The organism is Bradyrhizobium sp. ORS 278 (assembly GCF_000026145.1).
Classification (GTDB): Bacteria; Pseudomonadota; Alphaproteobacteria; order Rhizobiales; family Xanthobacteraceae; genus Bradyrhizobium.
This window is the reverse complement of sequence record NC_009445.1, coordinates 1,039,871-1,066,237: the sequence shown is the minus strand read 5'-3', so window position 1 is coordinate 1,066,237 and position 26,367 is coordinate 1,039,871. Positions and strand designations below refer to the sequence as shown.

Annotated in this window: 20 protein-coding genes; 9 read left to right on the top strand and 11 right to left on the bottom strand. The window is 66.6% G+C overall.

Going from position 1 to position 26,367, the window contains the following annotated elements; genetic code table 11:
* The first annotated feature begins 1 nt into the window (after window position 1).
* Together BRADO_RS04665 and BRADO_RS04660 are read left to right on the top strand one after the other, a co-directional pair.
* Window positions 2-742 (top strand): 3-deoxy-manno-octulosonate cytidylyltransferase, encoded by a 741-nt coding sequence (locus BRADO_RS04665; RefSeq protein ID WP_041756098.1) that lies wholly within the window; start codon window positions 2-4, stop codon window positions 740-742.
* A gap of 18 nt (window positions 743-760) precedes the next feature.
* Window positions 761-1,621 carry a prephenate dehydratase gene (locus BRADO_RS04660; protein WP_011924165.1) on the top strand — a complete coding sequence of 287 codons (861 nt, stop codon included), beginning with the start codon at window positions 761-763 and terminating at the stop codon, window positions 1,619-1,621.
* Window positions 1,622-1,730: 109 nt separating this feature from the next.
* Here the strand turns inward: BRADO_RS04660 and BRADO_RS04655 are convergent, their stop codons facing one another.
* Window positions 1,731-2,621 (bottom strand): LysR family transcriptional regulator, encoded by an 891-nt coding sequence (locus tag BRADO_RS04655; protein ID WP_041756097.1) that lies wholly within the window; start codon window positions 2,619-2,621, stop codon window positions 1,731-1,733.
* A gap of 134 nt (window positions 2,622-2,755) precedes the next feature.
* Here BRADO_RS04655 and BRADO_RS04650 point away from each other — a divergent pair, with 134 nt between their 5' ends.
* Window positions 2,756-3,421, top strand: coding sequence for an NAD(P)-dependent oxidoreductase (locus BRADO_RS04650; RefSeq protein WP_011924163.1), 666 nt, complete (start codon window positions 2,756-2,758; stop codon window positions 3,419-3,421).
* A gap of 242 nt (window positions 3,422-3,663) precedes the next feature.
* On the opposite strand, the gene BRADO_RS04645 is transcribed toward BRADO_RS04650, so the two are convergent.
* Window positions 3,664-4,683, bottom strand: coding sequence for an LLM class flavin-dependent oxidoreductase (locus tag BRADO_RS04645; protein WP_041756096.1), 1,020 nt, complete (start codon window positions 4,681-4,683; stop codon window positions 3,664-3,666).
* A gap of 372 nt (window positions 4,684-5,055) precedes the next feature.
* On the opposite strand from BRADO_RS04645, the gene metF reads away from it, so the two are divergent.
* The 5 genes from metF to BRADO_RS04620 all read left to right on the top strand — a co-directional run bounded on the left by metF (window position 5,056) and on the right by BRADO_RS04620 (window position 13,030).
* Window positions 5,056-5,973, top strand: a complete 918-nt coding sequence (metF, locus tag BRADO_RS04640) for a methylenetetrahydrofolate reductase [NAD(P)H] (RefSeq protein ID WP_011924161.1) — start codon at window positions 5,056-5,058, stop codon at window positions 5,971-5,973.
* A complete protein-coding gene (metH, locus tag BRADO_RS04635) occupies window positions 5,973-9,827 on the top strand; it encodes a methionine synthase (protein ID WP_011924160.1) in 3,855 nt (1,284 codons plus the stop codon). The genes metF and metH overlap by 1 nt, the downstream gene beginning before the upstream one ends.
* A 337-nt stretch (window positions 9,828-10,164) precedes the next feature.
* Complete coding sequence (locus BRADO_RS04630) at window positions 10,165-11,298, top strand: ABC transporter permease (protein WP_011924159.1); 1,134 nt, start codon at window positions 10,165-10,167, stop codon at window positions 11,296-11,298.
* Window positions 11,295-12,014: an ABC transporter ATP-binding protein gene (locus BRADO_RS04625; protein WP_041756095.1), complete on the top strand. Its 720-nt coding sequence runs from the start codon at window positions 11,295-11,297 to the stop codon at window positions 12,012-12,014. The genes BRADO_RS04630 and BRADO_RS04625 overlap by 4 nt, the downstream gene beginning before the upstream one ends.
* Complete coding sequence (locus BRADO_RS04620; protein ID WP_011924157.1) at window positions 12,011-13,030, top strand: HlyD family secretion protein; 1,020 nt, start codon at window positions 12,011-12,013, stop codon at window positions 13,028-13,030. Before BRADO_RS04625 ends, BRADO_RS04620 begins: the two co-directional genes overlap by 4 nt.
* A 234-nt stretch (window positions 13,031-13,264) precedes the next feature.
* Here the strand turns inward: BRADO_RS04620 and BRADO_RS04615 are convergent, their stop codons facing one another.
* Both BRADO_RS04615 and BRADO_RS04610 read right to left on the bottom strand, forming a co-directional pair.
* The gene (locus BRADO_RS04615; RefSeq protein ID WP_041756094.1) at window positions 13,265-13,897 is read right to left on the bottom strand and encodes a glutathione S-transferase family protein; all 633 of its coding nucleotides are present in this window, start codon (window positions 13,895-13,897) and stop codon (window positions 13,265-13,267) included.
* Between the two features lie 60 nt (window positions 13,898-13,957).
* The gene (locus BRADO_RS04610) at window positions 13,958-14,551 is read right to left on the bottom strand and encodes an N-acetyltransferase (RefSeq protein ID WP_011924155.1); all 594 of its coding nucleotides are present in this window, start codon (window positions 14,549-14,551) and stop codon (window positions 13,958-13,960) included.
* 115 nt (window positions 14,552-14,666) lie between these two features.
* Here BRADO_RS04610 and BRADO_RS04605 point away from each other — a divergent pair, with 115 nt between their 5' ends.
* Window positions 14,667-15,554: an alpha/beta fold hydrolase gene (locus tag BRADO_RS04605; protein ID WP_050780951.1), complete on the top strand. Its 888-nt coding sequence runs from the start codon at window positions 14,667-14,669 to the stop codon at window positions 15,552-15,554.
* A 22-nt stretch (window positions 15,555-15,576) separates the two neighbouring features.
* Here BRADO_RS04605 and glpK read toward each other — a convergent pair whose 3' ends face one another.
* From glpK to BRADO_RS04570, 7 genes are all read right to left on the bottom strand, one after another.
* On the bottom strand, window positions 15,577-17,079 hold the full coding sequence (gene glpK, locus BRADO_RS04600) for a glycerol kinase GlpK (protein WP_011924153.1): 1,503 nt from the start codon (window positions 17,077-17,079) through the stop codon (window positions 15,577-15,579).
* A gap of 323 nt (window positions 17,080-17,402) precedes the next feature.
* Complete coding sequence (locus tag BRADO_RS04595; RefSeq protein WP_011924152.1) at window positions 17,403-18,176, bottom strand: SDR family NAD(P)-dependent oxidoreductase; 774 nt, start codon at window positions 18,174-18,176, stop codon at window positions 17,403-17,405.
* Between the two features lie 173 nt (window positions 18,177-18,349).
* Window positions 18,350-19,492, bottom strand: a complete 1,143-nt coding sequence (pimD, locus tag BRADO_RS04590) for a pimeloyl-CoA dehydrogenase small subunit (protein ID WP_011924151.1) — start codon at window positions 19,490-19,492, stop codon at window positions 18,350-18,352.
* A 174-nt stretch (window positions 19,493-19,666) separates the two neighbouring features.
* The gene (gene pimC / locus BRADO_RS04585; RefSeq protein ID WP_011924150.1) at window positions 19,667-20,857 is read right to left on the bottom strand and encodes a pimeloyl-CoA dehydrogenase large subunit; all 1,191 of its coding nucleotides are present in this window, start codon (window positions 20,855-20,857) and stop codon (window positions 19,667-19,669) included.
* A 289-nt stretch (window positions 20,858-21,146) separates the two neighbouring features.
* Entirely contained in the window at window positions 21,147-22,334 is a 1,188-nt protein-coding gene (locus tag BRADO_RS04580) for an acetyl-CoA C-acyltransferase (RefSeq protein ID WP_011924149.1), read from the bottom strand.
* 19 nt (window positions 22,335-22,353) lie between these two features.
* Complete coding sequence (pimA, locus tag BRADO_RS04575) at window positions 22,354-24,018, bottom strand: dicarboxylate--CoA ligase PimA (protein WP_011924148.1); 1,665 nt, start codon at window positions 24,016-24,018, stop codon at window positions 22,354-22,356.
* Between the two features lie 181 nt (window positions 24,019-24,199).
* Window positions 24,200-26,293, bottom strand: coding sequence for a 3-hydroxyacyl-CoA dehydrogenase NAD-binding domain-containing protein (locus BRADO_RS04570; RefSeq protein ID WP_011924147.1), 2,094 nt, complete (start codon window positions 26,291-26,293; stop codon window positions 24,200-24,202).
* Between the last annotated feature and the right edge of the window lie 74 nt (window positions 26,294-26,367).

Genomic DNA, 26,367 nt, shown 5'->3' with positions numbered 1-26,367 from the left:
GATGACCCGATCCAAGATCCTCGTGCTGATCCCGGCCCGCATGGCCTCCACCCGCCTGCCCGGCAAGCCACTGCTCGACATCGCGGGCGTGCCGATGATCGTGCAGGTGTTGCGCCGTGCGGAAGAAGCGGCGATCGGTCGCGTGGCGGTGGCGACCGACACGCCGGAGATCGCCGCGGCGGTGACCGCGGCGGGCGGCGAGGTGGTGATGACGAGGCCGGATCATCCCTCCGGGTCCGATCGCATCTACGAGGCGCTGTGCAAGCTCGATCCCGCTGGTGAGGCCGATTTCGTGGTCAACCTGCAGGGCGACTTCCCGACCATCGACCCCAGGAGCATCAGCGACGTGCTGCCGCCGCTGGACGATCCCGCCGTCGACATCGCCACGCTCGCCGCACAGATCCACACCGAAGAAGAGAGCCTCAATCCGAACGTGGTCAAGGCCGTCGGCTCGCCCCTGGGTGGACGGCGCATGCGGGCGCTGTATTTCACCCGGGCCACGGCGCCGCATGGCGACGGGCCGCGCTACCACCACATCGGTCTCTATGCCTACCGTCGCGCGGCGCTGGAGCGCTTCGTGCGCCTGCCGCCGTCGCCACTCGAACAGCAGGAGAAGCTGGAACAGCTGCGGGCGCTGGAGGCCGGCATGCGCATCGACGTCATGGTCGTCGATGCCGTCCCGCGCGGCGTGGATACGCCGGCCGACCTCGAAACCGCCCGCCGGCTGCTGTCCAAAGCTTGAGCTGCTAGAAGGCCCATCATGAGCAAGATCTTGAAAATCGCATTCCAGGGCGAGCCGGGAGCCAACTCCCACATCGCCATTTCCGAGGCCTATCCGACTGCCGAAGCCATGCCCTGCCCGACCTTCGAGGATGCGCTCAGCGCGATCTCGTCCGGAGAGGCCGATCTCGGCATGATCCCGATCGAGAACTCGGTTGCGGGGCGCGTCGCCGACATCCACCATCTGCTGCCGGGCTCGGGCCTGTACATCATCGGCGAGTGGTTCCTGCCGATCCGGCATCAGCTGATGGCGCTGAAGGGCACCAGGCTCGCGGACATCAAGACGGTCGAGAGCCATGTCCAGGCGCTCGGCCAGTGCCGCCGCTATATCCGCAACCTCGGCATCCGCCCGATCGTGGCCGGCGACACCGCGGGCAGCGCGCGCGACGTGTCCGAGCGCGGCGACAGAAGTGTCGCGGCCATCGCCTCGCGCCTGGCGGCGAAGATCTACGGCCTCGACATCCTCGCCGAGGACATCGAGGACGAGGCGCACAACACCACCCGCTTCGTGGTGCTGGCGCGCGAGGAGCAGTGGGCCGAGCAGAACTCCGGCCCGCTGGTGACGAGCTTCGTGTTCCGCGTCCGCAACCTCCCGGCCGCGCTGTACAAGGCGCTCGGCGGCTTCGCGACCAATGGCGTCAACATGACCAAGCTCGAGAGCTACATGGTCGACGGCAATTTCTTCGCCACGCAGTTCTACGCCGATGTCGACGGCCATCCCGAGGACAAGGGCCTGGCGTTCGCGCTGGAGGAGCTGAAGTTCTTCTCGCGCGAGCTGCGCATCGTCGGCGTCTACCCGGCGCATCCGTTCCGGGCGACGTTCAGCGAAACACGAGAGTAGCTCTCTCGGGTCGCCACTCATAGCCGCAGCGCCGAGTGGTTATGCGACGGTCTCTCCCACCGTCGTCTCGCCGCGACATCACGCGGTATGGGTCCCATGACGCGGGCACCTACCCTTCGACATAGGCGGCGAGCTCGGCTGACGTTCCCGTCGGGAAGGCATCCTTGAGATGATCGAGGAAGGCGGAGACGCGCGGGCTCAGCAGCCGGCGCGATGGATACAGCGTCCACAGCGCCACCGGCGGGGCGTCGACATCGGCCCAGTGCACGAGGCGGCCGGCGGCGAGGTCGTGGCTGGCGAGCGAGAGCGGCAGGCAGGCCGCGCCGACGCCGGCGCGGACGGCATCGCGCACCATGATCAGCGAGGTCAGGCGCAGGATCGGCTCGACGGAGATTCGCGCCGGCCCTGCCGGTCCCGTCACGGCCCAGCTCGTGATCTGGTCACTGCTGCGAACGATGGCGCGGACGGACGTTGCGTCGTCCGGGCGGGCGAGCGCGGGGTGAGCGACAACCACCATCCGGTCGCGCAGGAAGATGCGTCCGATCAGGCTGTCGTCGGGAGCGGGATTGACCCGGATCACCAGGTCATAGCCCTCCTCGACCATGTCGACGGTGCGGTCATCCGTGGTCACATCGAGCCGCACCTCGGGGTAGCGAAGCGCGAATGACGCGGCGAGCTTGCCCATCGCGGTCTGCGAGAACAGCAGCGGCGCGCTGATGCGCAAACGGCCGCGCGGCGTCTGGCCGCCTGATGCGATCGCGCCGACGGTCTCGTCGAGCTCGGTCAGCAGCGCGCCCGTGCGCTCGAACAGCGCCCGCCCCTCCTCGGTCAGCTTCAGCGCGCGTCCGCCGCGCTCGATCAGCCGGATGTCCAGGCTCGCCTCAAGCTCCGCGACCCGGCGGGACAGCGTCGCCTTCGGACGACCGCTGGCCCGCGCGGCGCGGCCGAAGCCGCCGTAACGGGCGACGAGGGTGAAATCGGCGAGCGCCAGCAAATCCATCTGTTCCACCAATGAGACAAGCTGTCCAATCCTAGCGCCTGTCGGCTCGCATGTGGATCGCTATTTCCCAGGTCTGATCACTTGCACCTGCGCTCGGACCGCCAACACGGGCGCCCCCCTCAGAGGAGACAACCATGACGCTATCAGCCGAAGACAACAGCACGCCCAAGCCGAATATCCTCGTGCTCGGCGCCACCGGCGGTACCGGCCGGCTGATTGTGCGCGACGCGTTGGTCCGCGGCCATCAGGTCACAGCTTTGGTGCGATCGCCCGAAAAGGCCGGGGATCTGCAAGGCGCGCAACTGATCGTCGGCGATGCCCGCGACGAAGCTTCGCTGCGCAAGGCGCTCAAGGGCCAGGATGCCGTGATCAGTTCGCTCGGCACGTCGCTCAGCCCGTTCCGTGAGGTCACGACGCTCTCAACATCGACGCGTGCGCTCGTCAAGGCAATGAAGGCCGAGAATGTTGCGCGCCTCGTCGCGATCACCGGGATCGGCGCCGGCGACAGCCGGGGGCATGGCGGCTTCGTCTATGACCGGCTGATCCTGCCGCTGCTCTTGCGCAACGTCTATGCCGACAAGGACCGGCAGGAGGCGATCATCCGCGACAGCGCGCTCGATTGGGTCATCGTTCGCCCCGCGATGCTCAATGACAAGCCGGGCGGGCAGACGGTGCGCGCGCTGACGGACCTCTCGAACTTTCACGGTGGCACAATCGCGCGGGCCGATGTCGCGCGCTTCGTGGTCAATCAGGTGAGCGACGACAGCTTTTTGCGCCGCGCGCCGCTGGTCACATGGTGAGCAGGGAGATGCGGAGCTGTCGCGACAAATAATCCTGCCAACGAGGTACTCCGTCATGCCCGGGCTTGTCCCGGGCATTCACGTTGTCCTCAGCATGCCGAACGACGTAGATGGCCGGGACAAGCCCGGCCATGACGATGTGGAGAACGACGAGCGCAAACTCGGATCCTCAATCGAGATCGCGGGGAGATGATCCTGCTCTGCCGCTCCCAAGTCCGATCGAGGTCTGTCGAGGACTCCCGTTACGCCGCCGCCTGCCGCTCCAGGCCGAAGGCGTCGGCGAGCAGGGTGTAGGAGCGCTTGCGGGCCTCGTGGTCGAAGATCGCGGTGATCACCATCAGCTCGTCGGCCTGGCTCGCCGCGATCATCGGGTCGAGCTTGGCGCGAACCGTCGCGGGCGAGCCGACGAACAGTCTTGAGCGGTTGCGGGCGATCGAGGCGCGGTCGGAGTCCGTATACGGATAGGCCGCCGCCTCCTCCGGGCTCGGCAGCGGCAGGAACTGGCCGCGGTCGCGCCGGAGACGATTGAGGTCCATCGACGACGCCAGCCGCTCGGCTTCCGCATCGGTCTCGGCCGTCACCACGGCGACCGCCAGGATCGCATGCGGCTGCGAGCGCCAGCGCGAGGCGGTGAAATGTGCGCGATAATTGGTCATCGCGTCGATCGCGTCGTGATTGGCGAAATGATGCGCGAAGCCAAACCCCATGCCCATCTGCGCCGAGAGCTCGCTGGAATAGTCGCTGGAGCCGAGCAGAAAGATCGGCGGCAGCGGCGCATCGTCGGGCATCGCGATGACGTTGTTGTAGGGATGGCCCGCGGGGAACTCCCGCGTCTGCCAAAGGGTCAGCTCATGCAGCCGCTCCAGGAAATCGTCGCCGTCACGGCGGTCGAGCCGGCTCCTCAGCGCATAGGCCGTGGTGCCGTCGGTGCCGGGCGCGCGGCCCAGGCCGAGGTCGATCCGGCCCGGAAAAAGCGCCTCCAGCATCTTGAAGCGTTCGGCGACCACCAGTGGCGCATGGTTGGGCAGCATCACGCCGCCGGAGCCGACGCGGATGCGTTTTGTGACGGCCGCGATCTGCCCGATCATGATGTCAGGCGACGGGCTCGCCACCGAAACAAGGCTGTGATGCTCGGCGAGCCAGTAGCGGACATAACCGAGCTGATCGACGTGGCGCGCCAAATCTATGCTGTTGCGCAACGCCGCCGAGGCCGGCGTGGCCGTGGTTGTGACGGAGAGGTCGAGGACTGAAATCGGGATCATAGTCTCAACGTAATGGCTGCACGGGCCGCGACAATGGGCCAGCTGCGCCGGTGATCTGCTGGAAATGCAGGGATCACGTCCGAATGGAGTTGGGACAAGTTGGCTGTATACAAGAGAACCCTCGCCCTATCCCACATTCAATTTTCGGAAAAACATGCTCATGAGGCCACTTTGGCGCGGTGAAACCTCACTTTTACTTGCCCACATCGGCACCCACACAATCCGGAAAATCTCTATCTAAATCCAAATTTGTGGGCCATATCCCATTTCCGGTGGGCTGTTTATTGCGACCCACTTCCCCTATCTTGGCGCATCTGAGCAGCGATCCGCTCTCAAGTTGAAATTTACGCGCCATCGGGAACCTGCGCCGCCATGACCGACCTCGCCACCGCCGTCACTGACGGACATTCCGCGATCATCCGGCCGAAGATCTCCTTCGAGTTCTTTCCGCCGAAGACCGAGGAAATGGACCGGACGCTGTGGAGTTCGATCGAGCGGCTGGCGCCGCTGGAGCCGAGCTTCGTCTCCGTCACCTACGGCGCCGGCGGCTCGACCCGCGAGCGCACCCACGCCACTATCGCGCGCATCCTGAAAGAAACCGCGCTGCTGCCGGCGGCGCATCTGACCTGCGTCGGCGCCTCCCGCCAGGAGATCGACGAGGTTGTCGATCGCTATCACGAGGTCGGCGTCCGCCACATCGTGGCTCTGCGCGGCGATCCGCCAGGCGGCATCGGCACGCCCTATCACACCCACGCCGAGGGCTATCAGACCTCGCCCGAACTGATCGCCGGCATCAAGAAGCGCCATCCGGATGTTGAGATCTCGGTCTCGGCCTATCCGGAGAAGCACCCGGAGAGCCGCGACTTCGACGCCGACATCGACATGCTCAAGGCCAAGGTCGACGCCGGCGCGACGCGGGCCATCACGCAGGTCTTCTTCGACAACGACCTCTACTTCCGCTACCTCGACCGGGTCCGCGCCCGCGGCATCGACATTCCGATCGTGCCCGGGATCATGCCGATGCACAATTTCAAGCAGGCGCGCGGCTTCGTCACCCGCGCCGGCACCACCGTGCCGGACTGGCTGGCCGAGAAGTTCGACGGCCTCGACAACGATCCTGAGACCCGCAAGCTGGTGGCGGCGACCGTCGCCGCCGGCCAGGTGCACAAGCTCGCCAAGCATGGCGTCGACACCTTCCATTTCTACACCATGAACCGCGCCGACCTCGTGTTCGCGATCAGCCATCTGCTTGGCATCCGTCCGAAGTCCGTCAACAAGGTCGCCGCCTGATGTCCTCCCCTGTGTCCACCGCGCGGTCCGCTTTCCTCGCTGCAGCAGCCAAGCGCATCCTGATCCTCGACGGTGCCATGGGCACGATGATCCAGGCGTTGCAGTTCGACGAGGCGGCGTTCCGCAGCGAGCGTTTCAAGGACTTTCATCGTGACCTGCGCGGCAACAATGACCTCCTGATCCTTACGCAGCCGGACGCGATCGAGGACATTCACGCGCAGTATCTGCGCGCTGGCGCCGACATCGTCGCCACCAATACGTTCTCGGCGACATCGATCGCGCAGGCCGATTACGACCTCTCCGACATCATCTACGAGCTCAACCGCGAGGGCGCGCGGCTGGCCCGCAATGCCGCCACGCGCGTCGCGGCCGAGGACGGCAAGCCGCGTTTCGTCGCCGGTGCGATGGGCCCGACCAACCGCACCGCGTCGATCTCGCCCGACGTCTCCAACCCCGGCTATCGCGCCGTCACCTTCGACGATCTGCGCCTCGCCTATGGCGAGCAGGCGCGTGGGCTGCTCGACGGCGGGGCCGACATCCTGCTGGTCGAAACCATCTTCGACACGCTCAACGCCAAGGCCGCGCTGTATGCGATCGCCGAGCTCTGCGAGGCGCGCGGCATCGACGTGCCCGTGATGATCTCCGGCACCATCACCGACAAGTCCGGCCGCCTGCTCTCGGGCCAGATGCCGGAGGCGTTCTGGAATTCGGTGCGTCACGCCAAGCCGCTGACGATCGGCTTCAATTGCGCGCTCGGCGCCGAGGACCTGCGCGCCCATGTCGCCGACATCGGCCGCGTCGCCGACACGCTGGTCTGCGCCTATCCCAATGCCGGCCTGCCCAACGAGTTCGGCCAGTATGACGAGACGCCGGCCTACATGGCGCGGCTGATCGGCGAGTTCGCGCGTGACGGCCTCGTCAACATCGTCGGCGGCTGCTGCGGCACCACGCCGGATCATATCGCGGCGATCGCCGCCGCCGTCGCTCCGCACAAGCCGCGCATCGTGCTTGACATCGCGCCGCGGCTGCGGCTGTCGGGCCTGGAGCCGTTCGAGCTGACGCCGGAAATTCCGTTCGTCAATGTCGGCGAGCGCACCAACGTCACCGGCTCGGCCAAATTCCGCAAGCTGATCACCGCGGGCGACTACACGGCCGCGCTGCAGGTCGCGCGCGACCAGGTCGAGAACGGCGCGCAGGTCATCGACGTCAACATGGACGAGGGCCTCCTGGATTCGGAAGCCGCGATGCGGACCTTCCTCAACCTCGTCGCCGCCGAGCCTGACATCGCCCGCGTCCCTGTCATGGTCGACTCCTCGAAATTCCACGTTATCGAGGCCGGCCTGAAATGCGTGCAGGGTAAGCCTGTCGTGAACTCGATTTCGCTGAAGGAAGGCGAGGAGAAGTTCATCCACGAGGCGCAGATCGCGCGCCGCCATGGCGCCGCGGTCGTCGTGATGGCGTTCGACGAGACCGGCCAGGCCGACACCTACCAGCGCAAGACCGAGATCTGCGCCCGCGCCTACAAGATCCTGGTCGAGACGGTCGGCTTCCCGCCGGAAGACATCATTTTCGATCCCAACATCTTTGCGATCGCGACAGGGATCGAGGAGCACGACAATTACGGCGTCGACTTCATCGAAGCGACGCGCTGGATCCGCCAGAACCTGCCGCATGCGCATGTTTCGGGCGGCGTCTCCAATCTGTCGTTCTCGTTCCGCGGTAATGAGCCGGTGCGCGAGGCGATGCATTCGGTGTTCCTGTATCACGCCATCAAGGCGGGCATGGACATGGGCATCGTCAATGCCGGGCAGATGATCGTCTATGACGACATCGATCCGGAGCTGCGCCAGGTCTGCGAGGACGTCGTGCTCAACCGCGACCCCGGCGCGTCCGAGCGGCTGCTGGCGCTGGCCGAGAAGTTCCGCGGCCAGGGCAAGCAGACCAAGGAGGCCGACCTGGCCTGGCGCGAATGGCCGGTGGAAAAGCGGCTGTCGCACGCGCTGGTGCACGGGATCACCGAGTTCATCGATGTTGACACCGAGGAGGCGCGCGCCAAGTCGACGCGGCCGCTCGACGTCATCGAAGGCCCGCTGATGGCCGGCATGAACGTCGTCGGCGACCTGTTCGGCGACGGCAAGATGTTCCTGCCGCAGGTCGTGAAGTCGGCGCGCGTGATGAAGCAGGCGGTCGCCTATCTGATGCCATTCATGGAGGCCGAGAAGGCCGCCAACAAGGGCCGCGCCAACGAGCGCTCCAATGCCGGCAAGATCGTGCTCGCCACCGTCAAGGGCGACGTCCACGACATCGGCAAGAACATTGTCGGCATCGTGCTCCAGTGCAACAATTTCGAGGTCATCGACCTCGGCGTCATGGTGCCCGCCGCCAAGATCATCGACACCGCAAAGGCGGAGAATGCCGACATCATCGGCCTCTCCGGCCTGATCACGCCGTCGCTCGACGAGATGGCCTATCTGGCGTCCGAGATGGAACGTCAGGGCCTGAATGTACCCTTGCTGATCGGCGGCGCCACGACGAGCCGCGTCCACACCGCCGTCAAGATCGACCCGAACTACCAGGGCGGTCCGGTGGTGCATGTCAACGACGCCAGCCGCGCCGTCGGCGTCGCCTCCTCGCTGCTGTCGCCCGAGCGCAAGGACGCCTATGCGGCTGACATCCGCACCGAGTATCAGAAGATCGCCGCCGCGCATCTGCGCGGCCAGGCCGACAAGAAGCGGCTGTCGCTGGCTGACGCGCGCGCCAACGCGCCGAAGATCGACTTCGCCAACGCCAGGCCGGTAAAGCCGACCTTTCTGGGCACCAAGACCTTCGTCGACTACGACCTCGCCGAGCTCGTGCCCTATATCGACTGGACGCCGTTCTTCCAGACCTGGGAGCTCGCGGGCCGCTTCCCTGCGATTCTCGACGACGCCAAGGTCGGCGAGGCCGCGCGGGCGCTGTATGACGATGCCCAGAAGATGCTGAAGCAGATCGTCGACGAGAAGTGGTTCACGGCGCGCGCCGCGATCGGCTTCTGGCCGGCCAACGCCGTCGGCGACGACATCGTGCTCTATGCCGATGACAGCCGCACCAAGACCGTGGCGACGATGCACACACTGCGCCAGCAGCTCGAGAAGCGCGAAGGCCGCTTCAACACCGCGCTGTCCGATTTCGTCGCGCCGATGGATTCCGGCGTGCCGGACTATGTCGGCGGCTTCGTCGTCACCACGGGGCTTGGCGAGGATGCGGTGGCCGACCGCTTCAAGAACGCCAATGACGACTACTCCTCGATCCTGGTGAAAGCGCTGGCCGACCGCCTCGCCGAGGCGTTTGCCGAGCGCCTGCACGCCCGCGTGCGCCGCGAGTTCTGGGCTTATGCGCCGGATGAGGCGCTCTCGGCCGATGATTTGATCCTGGAGAAGTACCAGGGCATCCGCCCCGCCCCCGGCTATCCGGCGCAGCCGGATCACACCGAGAAGGCGACGTTGTTCAAACTGCTCGATGCGGAGACAAGTGCCGGCGTGCGGCTGACGGAGAGCTTTGCGATGTGGCCGGGCTCGTCGGTCTCGGGTCTCTACTTCGCCTCGCCTGAGAGCTTCTATTTCGGCGTCGGCAAGATCGAGCGCGACCAGGTCGAGGACTACGCCGCGCGCAAGGGCATGACGGTGGCCGAGGTCGAGCGCTGGCTGGCGCCGATCCTGAACTACATCCCGGCGCGGGGCGGCCAGGCGGCGCAGACGCCGCGCGCGGCCGCGACGCTCGCCCCGGCCAACGACGCCGAACTCGCCAGCCACCCGCCGGGCTGCGCCTGCGCGGTGCACCTCGCCTGGCGCAAGAAGGCCGTCGGCGCGAAGTAGGTGGCACTGCCTCCAAACCCCCACGGCTGTCGTCCCTGCGAACGCAGGGACCCATACCGCGTGATCTCTCCCTCGTCCGCGGTGGCTGAAACCGAGCAAAAACAACATCTCCCTGTGGTTATGGGTCCCTGCGTTCGCAGGGACGACACCGGTTTTGAGGAACGGCTGGTGGCTCCCAGAAGCACTCTCCTGGACGACACCGGTTGCGTCCTCAGTGTCCCCCGCGCCACGACCGTCCCGAATGACAAGGCGCTACGGCTAGCGTGGCCCGATCCAGCGTGGACATCGCCCCCGTAACCGGCTGAAATGCCCCGGGGGCGACGGGTGGTTTTGGTTCATGTCGTTGCAGTTCAGGCTTGCGTCGCGAAACCTGTTCCATGACAGGCTGCGCTTCGTCGCGACCGTGATCGGCATCATCTTCTCGATCGTGCTGGTGACCGTGCAGATGGGCCTCTATGTCGGCTTCCGCCGCATGGTGACGACCATGATCGACCATGCGCCGGCGCAGCTGTGGATCATGCCGGTCGGCACCAAGTGCTTCGAGGATCCATCGCTGCTCGACGAGCGGCAGCGGTTCCGGGCGCTGGCCGTCCCCGGGGTCACCGAGGCGACGCCGCTGGTGATCGGCTATGCGCAATGGCGGCTGCCGCAGGGCACCACGACGCCCGTCTTTGTGGTCGGCTCGGAGCTGCGCGGACTAGGCCTGCATCCCTGGAACGTGGTCGAAGGTCGGCTCGACGACCTCTCGGTGCCCGGTGCTGTCGCCATCGACCAGACCTATTTCGAACGGCTCGGCATCTCGGGCGTGGAGCAGGCCGCCGAGCTGCGTGACCGCAAGGTGCAGGTGATGGCGGTCAGCAAGGGCATCCGCTCGTTCACGACAACGCCATACGTGTTCACCGATGTCGAGCGGGCCCGCAGCTTCACCGGAACGCCGGCGAGCAAGGCATCGTATCTGCTGGTGCGGCTGGCATCCGATGCCGATCTCTGGAAGACGCAGCAGGCGCTGCGCGACAGTCTGGGGAATGTGGAGGTGCTGACCGCGGCCGAGTTCCGCAACCGCAGCCGCTCGTTCTGGCTGTTCGGCACCGGCGCGGGCGCGGCGCTGTTCGCCGGCGCGCTGCTGGGGGTCATCGTCGGCACCGTGATCGTCGCGCAGACGCTCTATTCCAGTACCAAGGACCATCTCAACGAATTCGCCACCTTGCGCGCGATCGGCTCGTCGAGCCGCTACATCTACACAGTCATCATCTGGCAGGCGCTGCTCAGCGCCATCGTCGGCTTCGCCGGCGCCGCCGGCATCGGCAAGATCGTGGCGACCGCGACGGCGGAGTCCGCGCTGCCCGTCATCATGACGCCGCTGCTGACCGTCGCGCTGCTCGCCCTGACGGTGACGATGTGCGTCGGCTCGGCGATCGCCGCGATCGTCAAGGTGATGCGTATCGATCCAGCCATGGTGTTCTCGCGATGAGCGACGTCGTGCTCGCGGCCACCGATCTCGTCCACCACCTCGGCCAGGGCGCCGGCCGGGTGCAGGCGCTGAAGGGCGTAAGCCTGGCGTTGAAAGGCGGCGAGCTGGTGCTGCTGATGGGCCCGTCGGGTAGCGGTAAGACCACGCTGCTGTCGATCCTCGGCTGCCTGATGACGCCGGACGCCGGGACGGTGCATGTCGGCGGCCAGGCGGTCGCCGGGCTCGATGCGGAGGCGCTGGCCAAGCTCCGGCGCGAGCGCATCGGCTTCATCTTCCAGTCCTATCATCTGTTTCCTACGTTGAATGCCGAGGACAATGTCCGCCTCGCGCTCGATGTGCGCGGCGAGCGGGCGCGGACAGCAAAGGCCGCAGCGCGCGAGGTGCTGGCCACCGTCGGTCTCGGCCAGAAGCGCAGATCGCTGCCGCGCGAGCTGTCCGGCGGCGAGCAGCAGCGCGTCGCGATCGCGCGTGCCATCGTCGGCAAGACCCAGGTCATTCTCGCCGACGAGCCGACCGGCGCGCTCGACACTTCCAATGGCCAGGCGATCATGACCTTGCTGGCCGACATCGCCAAAGACCCGTCGCGCGCTGTTCTTGTCGTGACACACGATCCGCGCATCCTGCCGTTCGCCAGCCGCGTCGTTCATATCGAGGACGGCCGGATCGTCCGCGAGGAGGCAGTGACAGACTCGATGAAGAAGGTCTCGAACGCATGAACAAGCCCGGTCGAGCTCCCTACGTTGTCGCGCTGCTGCTGGCGGCGTCGACGGTGCTCGCGGCCGCGCCGCGCTTGATCACCCAGGAGGCGCGCGCCGCCAACGCCCAGGAGGAGCGATGGCTCGCGGTCGCGCCCGGGCGTGTCGAGCCGGCGTCCGGCCTGATCAAGCTGGGCGTGCCCGTGGTCGGCGCGATCCAGGAGGTGCTGGTAAAGCCCGGCGACAGCGTGTTCGCCGGCCAGGCCCTGGTGCGGCTCTCTGACGCCGAGGCGCGCGCGCAGCTCGCCAGCGCCGAGGCGCAGGCGGCGATGCGCAAGCGCGTGCGCAACAAGGAAACGACGCCGTCGGGCGCAGGGCCCCGGCGACGCGCCGAGGATGGCGTCGCCGATGCGCAAGCCGCGGTGTTCGACGCGCGCGTTGCGCTCGACAAGGCGGTGGCCGAGCGGCGCGCCGGGCGCGGCGCCGATGCCGACGTGGAGAGTGCGCGCACGCAAGCGACGAATGCACAGGCGAAGCTGGAGCAGCAGACCGAAGAGTTGCGCAAGGTCACGGCCGACGCGCCGCTGCCGATCGGCGCCGAAGGCCAGCTCAACGTCGCCCGCGCCGATCTGCAGGCCGCGCGCGCCACGCTGGAGAAGCTCACACTCCGTGCGCCGCTCGACGGCACCATCCTGCAGGTCAACGCGCGTGCCGGCGAGATCGCCTCGCCGCAAGGATCGCAGCCGCTGGTGCTGCTCGGCGACATGTCGTCCTTGCGCGTCCGCGCCGAACTCGATCAGCGCGACCTCGACAAGATCAAGGTGGGCCAGCAGGCCGTGGTCCGCTCCGACGCCTTCCGCGGCCGCGACGTCGCCGGCAAGGTCGCGTCCGTTGCCCCGCTGGTCGAGAGCAGCCGCACGGCTGCGCTCAGCCAGCGCAACATGACCGATGTCGACGTCGTCGAGGTGCTGGTCGATCTCGCCGAGCCCGGCCCGTTCGCGGTGGGCATGAAGGTGGATGTGTATTTCAGGCCGTGAGTAGTGACTTCGCTGCTTCCACGGCGGCAGTCCGCTCCCTCTCCCCGTTCTTCACGGGGAGAGGGTTGGGGTGAGGGGCAGACGCACGGGAAGTGCGAATGGTTAGACCTGTACCCCCTCACCCGGATCGCATCTGACGATGCGATCCGACCTCTCCCCGCAAGCGGGGCGAGGTGCACCGAGCCAGCTGCGCGGTGGTCGCGCCAAAACGATAGTGAACGCCCTCCGACAGCATCAATTCCCGCTCGGCGGAGCCAGTGGCTGCACGATCTCCTGGAACGGCGGCAGCGCCTCGCAGCGCGCGGCGTGGGCGGCAAGTGCCGGATAGCGCGTCGCGTCGAACAGCTGCGGATGCGCCTCGCGCGTGAAGCGCAGCACGCAGGCGACGGCGATGTCGGCGTGGCCGATCTGCCCGCCGTACCAATACTCCGTCGAGACCGGCGCACGCTGCGCCTCCAGCATCGCCAGCACGCCGGCGATCTGCGCCTCGCAGCGCTCCACCCACAGCGCGAGCTGGTCCTTGCGCAGCACCCGCTCGTAGATCAGGCTGACCGCCTTGTCGCCGAGCCCGGTGGCGAGCGCGATCGTGTGCAGCTGCTGGCGGCGCAACGCGCCGCGCGGCGCCAGCATCGCACGCTCCGGCCCGACCGCCTCGTCGAGATGATCGAGAATCGCCGTCGAATCGATCAACGCCTCGCCGCCGTCGAGCACCAGCACCGGCACGCGCAGCAGCGGATTGTAAGGTGCGATCTTGTCGGCGTCGCCGAACGTCGACCACGGCTTGTGCTCGAACGGAATGCCGTACAGCCGGAGCGCGATGGCGGTACGGCGGACGAAGGGCGAGTCGTATTGGCCGATCAGGAACATGAGGCATCCTCCTGCTCCCGACATTGAAGCGTCATTCGACCAGGTTGTCAGCTGCCAAGTTCAGGCCAGCAGCGGCACGTGACGTGCGACATCCCGCGGCAGCGTGCCGTCGAGGCGCGGATCCGGGGCGATCTCGATCTGGCGGCGGAACGGGCGGAAGCCGGAGCGCTGATAGAAGGCGAGCGCGCGCGGGTGATCGAAGCTGCAGGTGTGGACCCAGAGCCGCGTCAAGGGCTGCGCCCAGGCGCGGCGCAGGGCGTGATTCATCAGCAGGCGACCGGCGCCGGTGCCGATCAGTTTCGACGTGACGCCGAACAGCACCAGCTCGCATTCGTTTGTCTTGCGAAAATCGAGCTCGAGCAGGGCTTCATCGCCGCCGTCGTGTTCGAGCGTGGTGATTTCGACGCCGTCGGCACCGATCGTCCTGGCAAGCTCGGCTTTACTCATGCGCAATCGCTGCGTCCACAACCACTCATGTCCGACGCGCGCGTAGAGGTCACGGTACCAGCCCGGATCGGGCCGCGCGACGCGGCGCAGCTTCCAATCGCCAACCGGATCGGGCGGGATCACCGGCGGCGCCAGCATCTCGAGCGAGGTCACCACGGCGGCGATCTTGCCGGGCGGGATATCGACGGTGCCGTCGGGAAGGGACATTCGCAGCGCGATCTCTGTCAGAGCCGATCGACAGGCGCGCTTACTCCCGACGTAATTGGATCGCCGCAGCCCAGCGCGCATGCTCGGCGCACATTCAACATCAGGAGCGATGCCCATGCAACGACGAGATGTGCTGCTGACTGCAGCGACTGCGGCCCTGGCCACGACCGGCGCGCGAGCCGCGGCAACGGCCGTGCCGCGCCCCCGGATTCGCTGCAGCGACGGCGTGACGCTCCATCATGAGGAGTGGGGCAGCGGCAGGCCGGTGCTGTTCGTGCATGCCTGGTCGTTGACGAGCGCGATGTGGACCTATCAGATCTCGGATCTCAGCCGGCGCGGGCTGCGCTGCATCGCCTTCGACCGCCGCGGCCATGGGCGCAGCGAGGTCCCGGGCGACGGCTATGGTCTCGATCGGCTCGCGGACGACATCGCCGAGGTGATCGCGCAACTGGATCTGAACGATGTCGCGCTGGTCGGCATGTCCATGGGTTGCAACGAGATCCTCAACTACATCGCCCGCCACGGCACCGCGCGCATTGCGCGGATCGCGATGCTCGGGCCGACCACTCCATTTCCGTTGCAGACCGCGGACAATGCGCTCGGCGCGCCCCGGGCCTATTTCGAGCAGTGCTGGGCGGCATGGCAGAGCGACTTTCCGAAATGGATCGAGGACAACAAGCTACCGTTCTTCACCAAGGACACCTCGCCGCAGATGATGGACTGGGTCGCGGGGATGATGCGGCAGATGCCGATCCAGGTGGCGGTCGCCACCAACCGTGCGCTGATCGCGACCGATCTGCGGCCGGTTCTGCCGAAGATCGATCGTCCCGTGCTGATCCTGCATGGCGACAGCGACGTCTCGGCACCGCTCGACACCACGGGCCGGCCGACGGCGAAAGGCATCAAGGGCGCCGAGCTGAAGGTCTATCCTGGCGGACCGCACGGATTGTTCGTGACCCATATGGCGCAGATCAATGCCGACCTGGCCGCCTTCGCGAGCTGACCGACGCTGCGGGCGCCGTGCCCTACTCGCCTTCGTCGCTTGCCAGCACGCCCTTCACCGCGCGCGCCCAGCCCGCGAGCTTGCGCTGCCGCGTGGCCGCGCTCATCGCCGGCCTGAAGCGGTGCTCGAGGCGCCAATTGTCGGCGAATTTCTCCGGCTCCGGATAGACGCCCGCATTCAGGCCGGCGAGATAGGCGGCGCCGAGCGCCGTCGTCTCCTGGATCATCGGGCGGTCGACCGGCGCGTCGAGCAGATCGGCGAGGCGCTGCATGGTCCAGTCCGACGCCGTCATGCCGCCGTCGACGCGCAGCACGATGGTCGCGGCCGACGCATCCGGCCAGTCGGCGCGCATCGCCGCCCAGAGGTCGTAGGTCTGGTAGCAGACGCTTTCGAGCGTCGCATGGGCGAGCTCGGCAGGGCCGGTGTTGCGGGTGAGGCCGAACAGCGCGCCGCGCACGCGCGGATTCCAATAGGGTGCGCCCAGGCCGACGAAGGCCGGCACCAGATAGACCGACTGCATCGAATCGGATTTATCGGCAAGCGGGCCGGTCTCGGCGGCGTGCTTGATGATTCCGAGCCCGTCGCGCAGCCACTGCACCGCGGAGCCGGCGACGAAGATCGAGCCTTCGAGCGCGTAGGTTCTGATACCGTTGAGCTGATAGGCGATGGTCGTCAGCAGCTTGTTGTTCGACTTCACCGGCGTCGCGCCGGTGTTGAGCAGCGCGAAGCAGCCGGTGCCGTAGGTCGACTTCATCATGCCCGGCGTGAAGCAGGCCTGGCCGATCGTCGCCGCCTGCTGGTCGCCGGCGATGCCCGCCACCTTGATCGGGCCGCCGAACAAATCGGGCGTGGTGGTGCCGAAATCGGCGGAGGAATCCTTCACCTCGGGCAGCATCGAACGCGGCACGCGCAGCAGCTTCAGCAGCGTGTCGTCCCACTGGCCGGTGTGGATGTTGAACAGCAGGGTGCGCGAGGCGTTGGTGGCGTCGGTCGCGTGCACGCGGCCGCCGGTCAGCCGCCACAGCAGATAGCAGTCGACGGTGCCGAACAGGAGCTCGCCGCGCTCGGCGCGCTCGCGCGCGCCGGGCACATGGTCGAGGATCCAGGCGACCTTGGTGCCGGAGAAATAGGGATCGATGATCAGGCCGGTCCGGGCGCTGACGTCGGGCTCGTGGCCCTCGGCCTTGAGCTTCGCGCAGATATCGGCGGTGCGGCGGTCCTGCCAGACGATGGCGCGATGCACCGCCTGTCCGGTGGCGCGGTCCCACACCACGGTGGTCTCGCGCTGATTGGTGATGCCGATCGCGGCGATGTCCTTGGCCGCGAGCCCCGCCTTCTCCAGCGCGTCGCGGCAGGTCATCACGGTCGAGGTCCAGATGTCCTCCGGCTCGTGCTCGACCCAGCCCGAGGCCGGGAAATGCTGCGGGAATTCCTGCTGCGCCACCGCGGCGATCGAGATGTCGGAGCGGAACACCATCGCGCGCGAGGACGTGGTGCCCTGATCGATGGCCAGCACGAAGGACATGGGGCTTCTTCCCGGAAGGTTGACGTTGGGCCGACAAGCAAGCGGATTGGCGGGGGAAGGTCAAGGTGGTTGGAGGGTGCGCAAGGTGCGCCGCTTCACCTAAGCTGCCCGCCAGACTCGGCACCGCTGCGCATGACTGCGCCCTCTCCCCTTGTGGGAGAGGGCTACGCTGACGGCAGCCACGCGGTCGCTCGGGTGAGGGGTTCGTGCCACGATCACGCTGTGAGTATGAGGAAAGAGACCCCTCACCCGGCTTCGATGCTTTGCATCGAAGCCACCCTCTCCCACAAGGGGAGAGGGTGCAGCCGTCGTGCGGAGAGAGACTACACCGCCGCCGTCGTCACACCGCCATCGACCACGATCGTCTGGCCCGTCATGAAGGTGGACGCATCCGACGCCAGATACGCCACCGCGCCGGCGATCTCGTGCGGTTCGCCGATGCGGCGGAGCGGTGTCGTTGCGCAGCGCTGCTTCAGGCGGGCTTCGTCCTCCCACAGCGCGCGGGCGAAGTCGGTCTTGACCAGGCCGGGCGCGACGCAGTTGACGCGCACGCCTTGCGGGCCCCATTCGCCGGCGAGGCTGCGGCACAGCGAAAAGTCGGCTGCTTTGGAAATGCCATAGGCGCCGATCACGGTGGAGCCGCGCAGGCCGCCGATCGAGGAGACGATGACGACCGAGCCTTTGCCGCGCGCGGCCATCGGCGGGATCGCCTTGGCGCAGAGCCACAGGTTGCTCTTCACGTTGGAGGCCATGATCTTGTCGAAGGCCTCGTCGGTGATGTCGAGCAGCGGACCATAGTAAGGGTTCACCGCGGCGTTGCAGACGAGGATGTCGACCTGGCCGTAGTGCTTCACCGCGCCGTCGATCAGCGCGTCGACCTCGGACCGGCGCGAGATGTTGCAGGGGATGACATGGGCGTCGCCGCCATTGGCGCGTATGCCGGCGGCGACCTCCTCGCAGACGTCGACCTTGCGGCTGGAGATCACGACCTTGGCGCCGAGTTGCGCGAGCAACTCCGCCGACGCCCGGCCGATGCCGCGGCTGGAGCCGGTGATCACGGCGACCTGGCCGGCGAGATTGAAGGGGTTGGGGGTCATGATGATTGCTCCGCACCGACAACGTAGCCCGGATGAGCGTAGCGACATCCGGGGTCTCACGAGCTCTGGCGATGAACCCGGATATCGCTGCGCTCATCCGGGCTACGAAACCTGCACTGCCGTCATTGCGAGCGAAGCGCTTCGCTCCTCGCAATGACGGGGTCACTTGTGAGCTAGATCAACCCGCCCGCTTCGCTGACGCGGCGGGTGTGGTAGTCGGTGTCGCCGAAGCTGCTCTCGATCATGGTCAGGCGCTTGAAGTAGTGGCCGATCCTGGCCTCCATGGTCATGCCGATGCCGCCGTGGAGCTGGATCGACTGCTGGCCGACGAACTTGGCCGATTTGCCGATCTGCACTTTGGCCGCGGCGATCGAGGTGGCGCGCTCCTTGGCGTCGTCGAACTCGGCGGCCATGGTGGCGAACATCGACATCGAGCGGGCCTGCTCCAGCGCCACGAACATGTCGGACGCCCGGTGCTGCAACGACTGGAACGAGCCGATCGCGACGCCGAACTGCTTGCGCGTCTTGATGTACTCGACCGTGGTCTTGAGAGACTCGTCCATCAGCCCGACGGCCTCGGCGCACAGCGCGATGCGGGCCTCGTCGACGACGCGCTCGATCAGCGGCAGGCCGTTGGCGGGGTCGCCGATCGCAGCGTCAGCGCCGACCTCGACGCCGGTGAAGGTGACGTCGGCGGCGTGCAGGCCGTCCTGGGTCGGATAGCCCTTGCGGGTGACGCCCTTCGCGTCCGCCGGCACGATGAACACGCCGATGCCCGACTTGTCGCGCTGGCCGCCTGACGTGCGCGCGGTCACGATCAGGGTGTCGGCGTTCTCGCCGTTGAGCACGACGAACTTCTCGCCGTCGATGACATAGCCGTCGCCCTTCTTCTTGGCTGACGTCGCGACATCGAACAGGTCATAGCGCGACTGCTTCTCGAGCTGTGCAAACGCAAAAGTCTTGCTGCCGTCGATGATGCCGGGCAGATGCGCTTCCTTCTGCGCCGCCGAGCCGCCGTGACGGAGGAAGCCGCCCGACAGCACCACGGTCGCGAGATACGGCTCGAGCACCAGCGCGCGGCCCATCGCCTCCATCACGATCATGGTCTCGACGCCGCCGGCGCCGAAGCCGCCGTCCTCCTCGGAGAACGGCAGGCCGAGCAGGCCCTGCTCTGCGAGCTTGGACCAGATCGCGCGGCTCCAGCCGCCCTTCTCCTTCATGTACAGCTTGCGCTTGTCGAAGTCGTAAGCATCCGCCAGCAGGCCGTCGATGCTGTCCTTGAGGAGGCGCTGCTCCTCGGTGAGATCAAAATCCATGTGAGTTGCTCTCTCGAACGCGTGCGTTTGTTGTCGGCGCCGTTGTCGCCATTCATTCACTCGTCATCCCCGCGAAAGCGGGGATCCAGTAATCACCGGCGCCAGTGCTTCATCACGACCGCCGCGGCGTACTGGGTCCCCCGCCTGCGCGGGGGACGACACCTGTGTATGTTGCTACAGCCCCAGCACCGCCTTGGCGATGATGTTGCGCTGAATCTCGTTGGAGCCGCCGTAGATCGAGACCTTGCGGTTGTTGAAGTAGCTCGGCGCGATCTGGGCGGTCCAATCCATGGTCTCGTTGCTGTCGTCGTCGCCATGGATGTCGTAGGGCGCGGCGAACGGGCCGATCACTTCCATCAGCAGCTCGGTCGTGGTCTGCTGGATCTCGGAGCCCTTGATCTTCAGCACCGAGGACGCGGGATTGGGCTTACCCTTGCCGTGCTTGCCCTCGTCGGCGACGACGCGCAGCTGCGTCAGCTCCAGCGCCTTCAGCTCGACCTCGCAGGCCGTCAGCTTCTCGCGGAACGACGGATCCTCCAGCACGGGACGGCCGCCGGATTCGACCTTGGCGGCGAGCTCCTTGATGCGGCGGATGCGCTCCTTGGAGACGCCGACCCGGGCGATGCCGGTGCGCTCATTGCCGAGCAGGAATTTTGCGTAGTCCCAGCCCTTGTTCTCCTCGCCGATCAGGTTCTCGATCGGCACCTCGACGTCGTCGAAGAACACCTCGTTGACCTCGTGGCCGCCGTCGATGGTCTGGATAGGACGCACCGTGACGCCCTTCGACTTCATGCTGAAGACGATGAAGGAGATGCCCATCTGCTTCTTGGCGGAGGGATCGGTGCGGCACAGGCAGAAGATCATGTCGGCGTGCTGGGCGAGCGTCGTCCAGGTCTTCTGGCCGTTGATGATCCACTTGTCGCCGCGGCGCTCGGCCTTGGTCTTCAGCGAGGCGAGGTCGGAGCCCGAGCCCGGCTCGGAGAAGCCCTGGCACCACCAATCGTCGACATTGGCGATGCGCGGCAGGTACTTCTTCTTCTGCTCCTCATTGCCGAAGGTGTAGATGACCGGGCCGACCATGCTGACGCCGAAGGCGAGCGGCTGCGGCGCCGGATAGGCCTGCAGCTCCTCATTGAAGATGTAGTGCTGCACCGAGGTCCAGCCGGTGCCGCCATATTCCTTCGGCCAATGCGAGACGCCCCAGCCCTTCTTGTTGAGGATGCGCCACCAGGTCACCATCTCGTCCTTCGACAGATGCCGGCCCTCGACCATTTTCCGGCGCGTTTCCGGCGGCACGTTGTCCCTGAAGAACTGCCGAACTTCCTCGCGGAACGCCTGCTCTTCCCTCGTGAATGCAAGATCCATTGGATCGCTCCCGTGTGTCGTATGGTCCTGTTAGTTCGTCTCGCTCCGACGTCGTCCCGGCGAAAGCCGGGACCCATAACCACCGGCGGACGTTGGGACGGAAGGCGTCGGCCATCGTGCCACAAGCGACATCACGCGGTATGGGTCCCGGATCTGCGCCTGCAAGCGCTGTAGCGCTTGCAGGCTTGTCCGGGACGACACCTGTTTTGAATCCCGCGCGACCTTGGCCCGGGGACGACAATTGTTTGAAATCCCGCGCGAGCTTCGCCCGGGACGACAGCTGTCTTTGTTATTGCAGCACCTCGAATAGGCCGGCGGCGCCCATGCCGCCGCCGACGCACATGGTGACGACGGCGTATTTGGCCTTGCGGCGGCGGCCCTCGATCAGGGCGTGGCCGGTGAGGCGCGCGCCCGACATGCCGTAGGGATGGCCGACCGAGATGGCGCCGCCATTGACGTTGATCTTGTCGGGGTCGATGCCGAGCTTGTCGCGGCAATACAACACTTGCACTGCGAAGGCCTCGTTGAGCTCCCACAGGCCGATGTCGTCGACGGTGAGGCCGTGGCGCTTCAGCAGGCGCGGCACCGCGAACACCGGGCCGATGCCCATCTCGTCCGGCTCGCAGCCATGCGCGACGAAGCCGCGGAAGATGCCGAGCGGCTGCAGGCCGCGCTTGGCGGCTTCCTTGTCGCTCATGATCACCGAGGCCGAGGCGCCGTCCGACAGCTGGCTGGCATTGCCGGCGGTGATGGTGAAGCCGTCGCCGCGCACGGCCTTGAGGCCGGCGAGACCTTCGGCGGTGGTCTCCGGGCGCGGGCCCTCATCTTGCGACAGCGTGATGTCCTTGAACGAGATGTTGCCGGTCGCCTTGTCTGTCACCGCCATCTTGGTCGAGATCGGCGCCAGTTCCTCGTTGAACTTGCCGCCCTGCTGCGCGGCCGCGGTGCGGCGCTGGCTCTCCAGCGCATATTCGTCCTGCTTCTCGCGCGAGATGCCGTAGCGCTTGGCGACCACCTCGGCGGTGTCGATCATCGGCATGTAGACGTCGCCCTTGATCTCAAGCAGCGCCGCATCGGTGGCCTGAAAGCTGTTCATCTTGTCGTTCTGGACCAGCGAGATCGACTCGCCGCCGCCGCCGACCGCGATCTCGACGCCGTCGAAGATCACCGAGCGCGCCGCGAGCGCGATCGCCTGCAGACCCGAAGCGCATTGCCGGTCGATGGTGGTGCCGCCGACCGACACCGGCAGGCCGGCGCGCAACAGCGCCTTGCGTGCGATGTTGCCGCCGGTCGAGCCCTGCTGCAGGGCCGCGCCCATCACGACGTCCTCGACCTCGGCCGGATCGATCTTGGCGCGCTTGACGGCTTCGCCGATGGCGTGGCCGAGCAGCGTCGCGCCGCCGGTGGCGTTGAGCGCGCCGCGATAGGCCTTGCCGATCGGCGTGCGGGCGGTGGAAACGATGACGGCATCGGTCATGGGCGACCTCCTGTTGGTGTTACGATTGTTTGCTGTGAGATGTTGATGATTGCTGCTGGCGTAATTCGTGACGCGACAATTTGCCGACCGGCGTGCGCGGCAGCTCGTCGACGAACTCGACCGCCGCCGGCAGCTCATGCTTGCCGAGCTTGCCGGTGAGGAAGTCACGCAGCTCCTCGACCGGGAACGGCGCAAAGCCATCGCGCAGCTTGATGAAGGCCTTGGCGGCCTCGCCGCGATAGGCGTCGGGGATGCCGATCACGATCACCTCCTGCACCGCAGGATGAGTGTAGATCGCCTGCTCGATCATCTGCGGATAGACGTTGAAGCCGCCGGAGATGATCATGTCCTTCTTGCGATCGACCAGGAAGTAGAAGCCGTCGGCATCGACATAGCCGATGTCGCCGGTCAGGAAATGATCGCCGACGAACGACTGCGCCGATTCCTCGGGCCTGTTCCAATAGCCCCTGGTGACGTTCGGTCCCTTGACGCGGATCTCGCCGACCTCGTTGATGCTGAGCACCTTCGATGGATCTTCGAGCGACACGACGTCCATCTCGATGCCGGGCAGCGCGATGCCGATCGAGCCCGGCTTGTCCGGCCCCTCCTTCGGATGGCTGGTGCCGGGCGAGCAGGTCTCGGTCATGCCCCAGCCGCTCTTCAGCTTCATGCCGACGCGGCGTTCCAGGATGCGCGCGACCTCGACGGGCAGCGGCGCGCCGCCAGAACCGACGCTGGTCAGCGACGACAGATCGCGCTTGTCGAGATCCGGCAGATTGGCGATCGCGATCCACATCGTCGGCACGCCCGGAAAGTAAGTCGCGCGCTTCACCTCGATGTCGCGCATGACCGCCTCGACGTCGAAGCGCTGATGCAGCGACACCAGGCTGCCAATGCGCAGCGCCGTCAGCAGCACGACCGTGAGCGCATAAATATGGAAAAGCGGCAGCACGCAGATGACGCGGTCGCCGCCGTCATGCTGGGTCCGGGTGGCGCGGCTCCAGATCTCGATGATCGAGACGGCGGAGGTGAGGTTGCCATGCGTCAGCATCGCGCCCTTGGGCAGTCCGGTGGTGCCGCCGGTGTATTGCAGCAGCGCGATGTCATCGGGCGAGATCGTGGGCCACGCCGCGGGCGGCACGGCGCCATCGACGAAGGCACGGTGGGTGATCACCGCCGGACTGTCCGGCAGCGGCGTCTGCGGCGTGCCGACCTTGCCCCAATCATCGTCCTCGCAGACGATCAGGCGGTCGAGCAGACCCTTCGCCAGGAACTTCAGTGCCATCGGCAGCAGCGCCGACAGATTCGACGTCACCAGGATGCGCGCGCCGGAATCGCTGAGCTTGTGCGACAGCGCGATCTCGCCATCGAGCGGCGACAGATGCACGACGCGGGCGCCGGCCTTGAGCGCGCCGAAAAAGTTGATCGGATGATCCGGCGAGTTGCCGAGAAACAGCGCGATCGAGGCGCCCTTGCCGTAGCCCGCGCGCAGGAACGCTGCGGCGGCCTGATCGACAAGCTCAGAGAGCCGATTGAAGGTGATCGGCCGGTCGCGGAATTCCAGCGCGGCGCGATCGCCGAAATCGCTGACGGACTTCGCCAGCAGATCCGGCAATGTACCTTGCGCGAGCGGCGCGTCCCAGCGGACGCCTTCGGGATAGAACTGTTCGCCGGGATGGGTCATGCAAGTTCGACTTCCGTTCGCGTAAGACAGCCCCGCTGCTTCCGTTCCCTCCCCCCTTGTGGGGGAGGGTCAGGGAGGGGGGGTGCTCCGGGCGAGACCGCCTGTGGGGACCCCCACCCCCGACCTCTCCCCGCAAGGGGGAGGGGAGTAGACCGATGCGCGGAGCGGCCGTCGAGCCGCCTCAAGCGGCCTTCCCCTGGGCCAGCGAGGCGAACGTCTTGCCTTCGTCGGCGAGCCGCTTCAGCAGCGGCGCCGGCTCCAGCGAGGGATCATTGGTCTCCTTCGCGTAGTAGGACAGCCGCTCAGCGATCTGCTTCAGGCCGACGCTGTCGGCCCAGTACATCGGTCCGCCGCGATAGATCGGCCAGCCGTAGCCGTACAACCAGACCACATCGATATCAGACGGACGCGCGGCGATGCCTTCAGCGAGGATCTTCGCGCCCTCGTTGATCATCGGATACATCATGCGCTCGAGGATCTCCTCGTCGCTCACGTTGCGGCGCTTGAGGCCGAGCTTGGCGAGCGTCTCGTCGATCAGCTTCTCGACGTCCGGATCGGGCAGCGGCGCGCGCGAGCCGGCCTCGTATTTGTAGTAGCCCTTGCCGGTCTTCTGGCCGAAGCGGCCGGCCTCGCACAGCGCGTCCGCGATCTCGCTCTTGATGCCCCGGTCCTTGCGCGAGCGCCAGCCAATGTCGAGGCCGGCGAGATCACCCATCGCGAACGGACCCATCGGCATGCCGAACTTGGTGACGACGGCATCGACCTGCTGCGGCAGCGCGCCTTCGAACAGCAGCTTCTCGGCCTGCTTGCCGCGCTGCGCCAGCATGCGGTTGCCGACGAAGCCGTCGCAGACGCCGACCACCGCCGGCACCTTGGCGATCTTGCGGGCGATCGACACCGCAGTGACCAGCGCATCCGGCGCAGTCTTCTCGGCGCGCACGATCTCGCACAGCTTCATGACGTTGGCGGGCGAGAAGAAGTGCATGCCGAGCACGTCCTGCGGACGGCTGGTCTCGGCGGCGATGGCGTCGATGTTGAGATACGACGTGTTGGAGGCGAGCACCGCGCCCGGCTTGGCGTATTGGTCGAGCTTGCCGAACACTTCCTTCTTCACGGCCATGGTCTCGAACACCGCCTCGATGACGAGGTCGGCGTCCTTGACGTTCTCCAGGCCGACCTTGCCGTCGATCAGCGCCATGCGCTTCGCCGGGGCATCCGCCGGGATGCCGCCGCGCGCCGCGGTCGCTTCCCAGTTCTTCTGCATGATCCCCATGCCGCGCTTGAGCTGCTCTTCCGCAGTCTCGATCAGCGTGACTGGAATACCGGCATTGGCAAACGACATCGCGATGCCGCCGCCCATGGTGCCGGCGCCGATGATGGCGACGCGCTCGATCTTGCGGCCCTTCGTTCCCTCCGGCACGCCGGCGATCTTGGCAGCCTCGCGCTCGGCGAAGAACGCATAGCGCTGCGCCTTCGACTGATCGCTGGTCAGCAGCTTGAGGAAGCCCTCGCGCTCGCGCTTGAGCCCCTCGTCGAACGGCAGATCGATCGCATAGCCGACCGCGTCAGCCGCCGCGAACGGTGCTTCGAGGCCACGCGACTTCTTGGTGATCGCAGCCACCGCATTGGTGAAGATCGAGCGATCGGCCTTGGCGGCGGCAATCTTCGAATCGTCATCGCGCAGCTTGCGCAGCGGACGGTTCTCCGCCACCACCTTGCGCGCGAATTCCACGCCGCCCGACGCCGGTCCCTCGACGATCTCCTCGATCAGGCCGGACTTGTGCGCTTCCGCCGCGCCGATCGGATCACCGCCGACGATCATCTTGACCGCGAGCTCCGGACCGACCGCGCGCGGCAGGCGCTGCGTTCCGCCCGCACCCGGCAGCAGACCGAGCTTCACCTCGGGCAGTCCGAGCTTCGAGTCCTTGGTGGCAACACGGTAGTGGCAGGCGAGCGCGACTTCGAGGCCACCACCGAGCGCGGTCCCATGGATCGCAGCGATGACCGGCTTCGGACTGTTCTCGATCGTGCTCAGCACATCGTTGAGCGCGGGCGGATTCGGCGGCTTGCCGAACTCGGTGATATCGGCGCCGGCGATGAAGGTCCGCCCGCCGCAGGTCAGAACGATGGCCTTGATCGCGGGATCGTCGATCGCCGCCTTGACGTTGTCGAGGATGCCGCCGCGAACTGCGGCACTCAGCGCATTGACGGGCGGGCTGTCGATGGTGACGATGCCGATGATGTCTTGGCGATCAAGCTTTGCCACTTCGCTCACGCGTAAGCTCCTTGGGATGTCGTTTCTTTGCGGCCGGTTAACGCACCAGCCCATTCTTGGGTCTTCATTTGCGC

What these genes read in the sequence shown, in the direction of transcription:
- BRADO_RS04665 (WP_041756098.1), top strand. Translation starts at nt 2, where the DNA reads ATGACCCGATCCAAGATCCTCGTGCTGATCCCGGCCCGCATGGCCTCC.
- BRADO_RS04660 (WP_011924165.1), top strand. Translation starts at nt 761, where the DNA reads ATGAGCAAGATCTTGAAAATCGCATTCCAGGGCGAGCCGGGAGCCAAC.
- BRADO_RS04655 (WP_041756097.1), bottom strand. Translation starts at nt 2,621, where the DNA reads ATGGATTTGCTGGCGCTCGCCGATTTCACCCTCGTCGCCCGTTACGGC.
- BRADO_RS04650 (WP_011924163.1), top strand. Translation starts at nt 2,756, where the DNA reads ATGACGCTATCAGCCGAAGACAACAGCACGCCCAAGCCGAATATCCTC.
- BRADO_RS04645 (WP_041756096.1), bottom strand. Translation starts at nt 4,683, where the DNA reads ATGATCCCGATTTCAGTCCTCGACCTCTCCGTCACAACCACGGCCACG.
- metF (WP_011924161.1), top strand. Translation starts at nt 5,056, where the DNA reads ATGACCGACCTCGCCACCGCCGTCACTGACGGACATTCCGCGATCATC.
- metH (WP_011924160.1), top strand. Translation starts at nt 5,973, where the DNA reads ATGTCCTCCCCTGTGTCCACCGCGCGGTCCGCTTTCCTCGCTGCAGCA.
- BRADO_RS04630 (WP_011924159.1), top strand. Translation starts at nt 10,165, where the DNA reads ATGTCGTTGCAGTTCAGGCTTGCGTCGCGAAACCTGTTCCATGACAGG.
- BRADO_RS04625 (WP_041756095.1), top strand. Translation starts at nt 11,295, where the DNA reads ATGAGCGACGTCGTGCTCGCGGCCACCGATCTCGTCCACCACCTCGGC.
- BRADO_RS04620 (WP_011924157.1), top strand. Translation starts at nt 12,011, where the DNA reads ATGAACAAGCCCGGTCGAGCTCCCTACGTTGTCGCGCTGCTGCTGGCG.
- BRADO_RS04615 (WP_041756094.1), bottom strand. Translation starts at nt 13,897, where the DNA reads ATGTTCCTGATCGGCCAATACGACTCGCCCTTCGTCCGCCGTACCGCC.
- BRADO_RS04610 (WP_011924155.1), bottom strand. Translation starts at nt 14,551, where the DNA reads ATGTCCCTTCCCGACGGCACCGTCGATATCCCGCCCGGCAAGATCGCC.
- BRADO_RS04605 (WP_050780951.1), top strand. Translation starts at nt 14,667, where the DNA reads ATGCAACGACGAGATGTGCTGCTGACTGCAGCGACTGCGGCCCTGGCC.
- glpK (WP_011924153.1), bottom strand. Translation starts at nt 17,079, where the DNA reads ATGTCCTTCGTGCTGGCCATCGATCAGGGCACCACGTCCTCGCGCGCG.
- BRADO_RS04595 (WP_011924152.1), bottom strand. Translation starts at nt 18,176, where the DNA reads ATGACCCCCAACCCCTTCAATCTCGCCGGCCAGGTCGCCGTGATCACC.
- pimD (WP_011924151.1), bottom strand. Translation starts at nt 19,492, where the DNA reads ATGGATTTTGATCTCACCGAGGAGCAGCGCCTCCTCAAGGACAGCATC.
- pimC (WP_011924150.1), bottom strand. Translation starts at nt 20,857, where the DNA reads ATGGATCTTGCATTCACGAGGGAAGAGCAGGCGTTCCGCGAGGAAGTT.
- BRADO_RS04580 (WP_011924149.1), bottom strand. Translation starts at nt 22,334, where the DNA reads ATGACCGATGCCGTCATCGTTTCCACCGCCCGCACGCCGATCGGCAAG.
- pimA (WP_011924148.1), bottom strand. Translation starts at nt 24,018, where the DNA reads ATGACCCATCCCGGCGAACAGTTCTATCCCGAAGGCGTCCGCTGGGAC.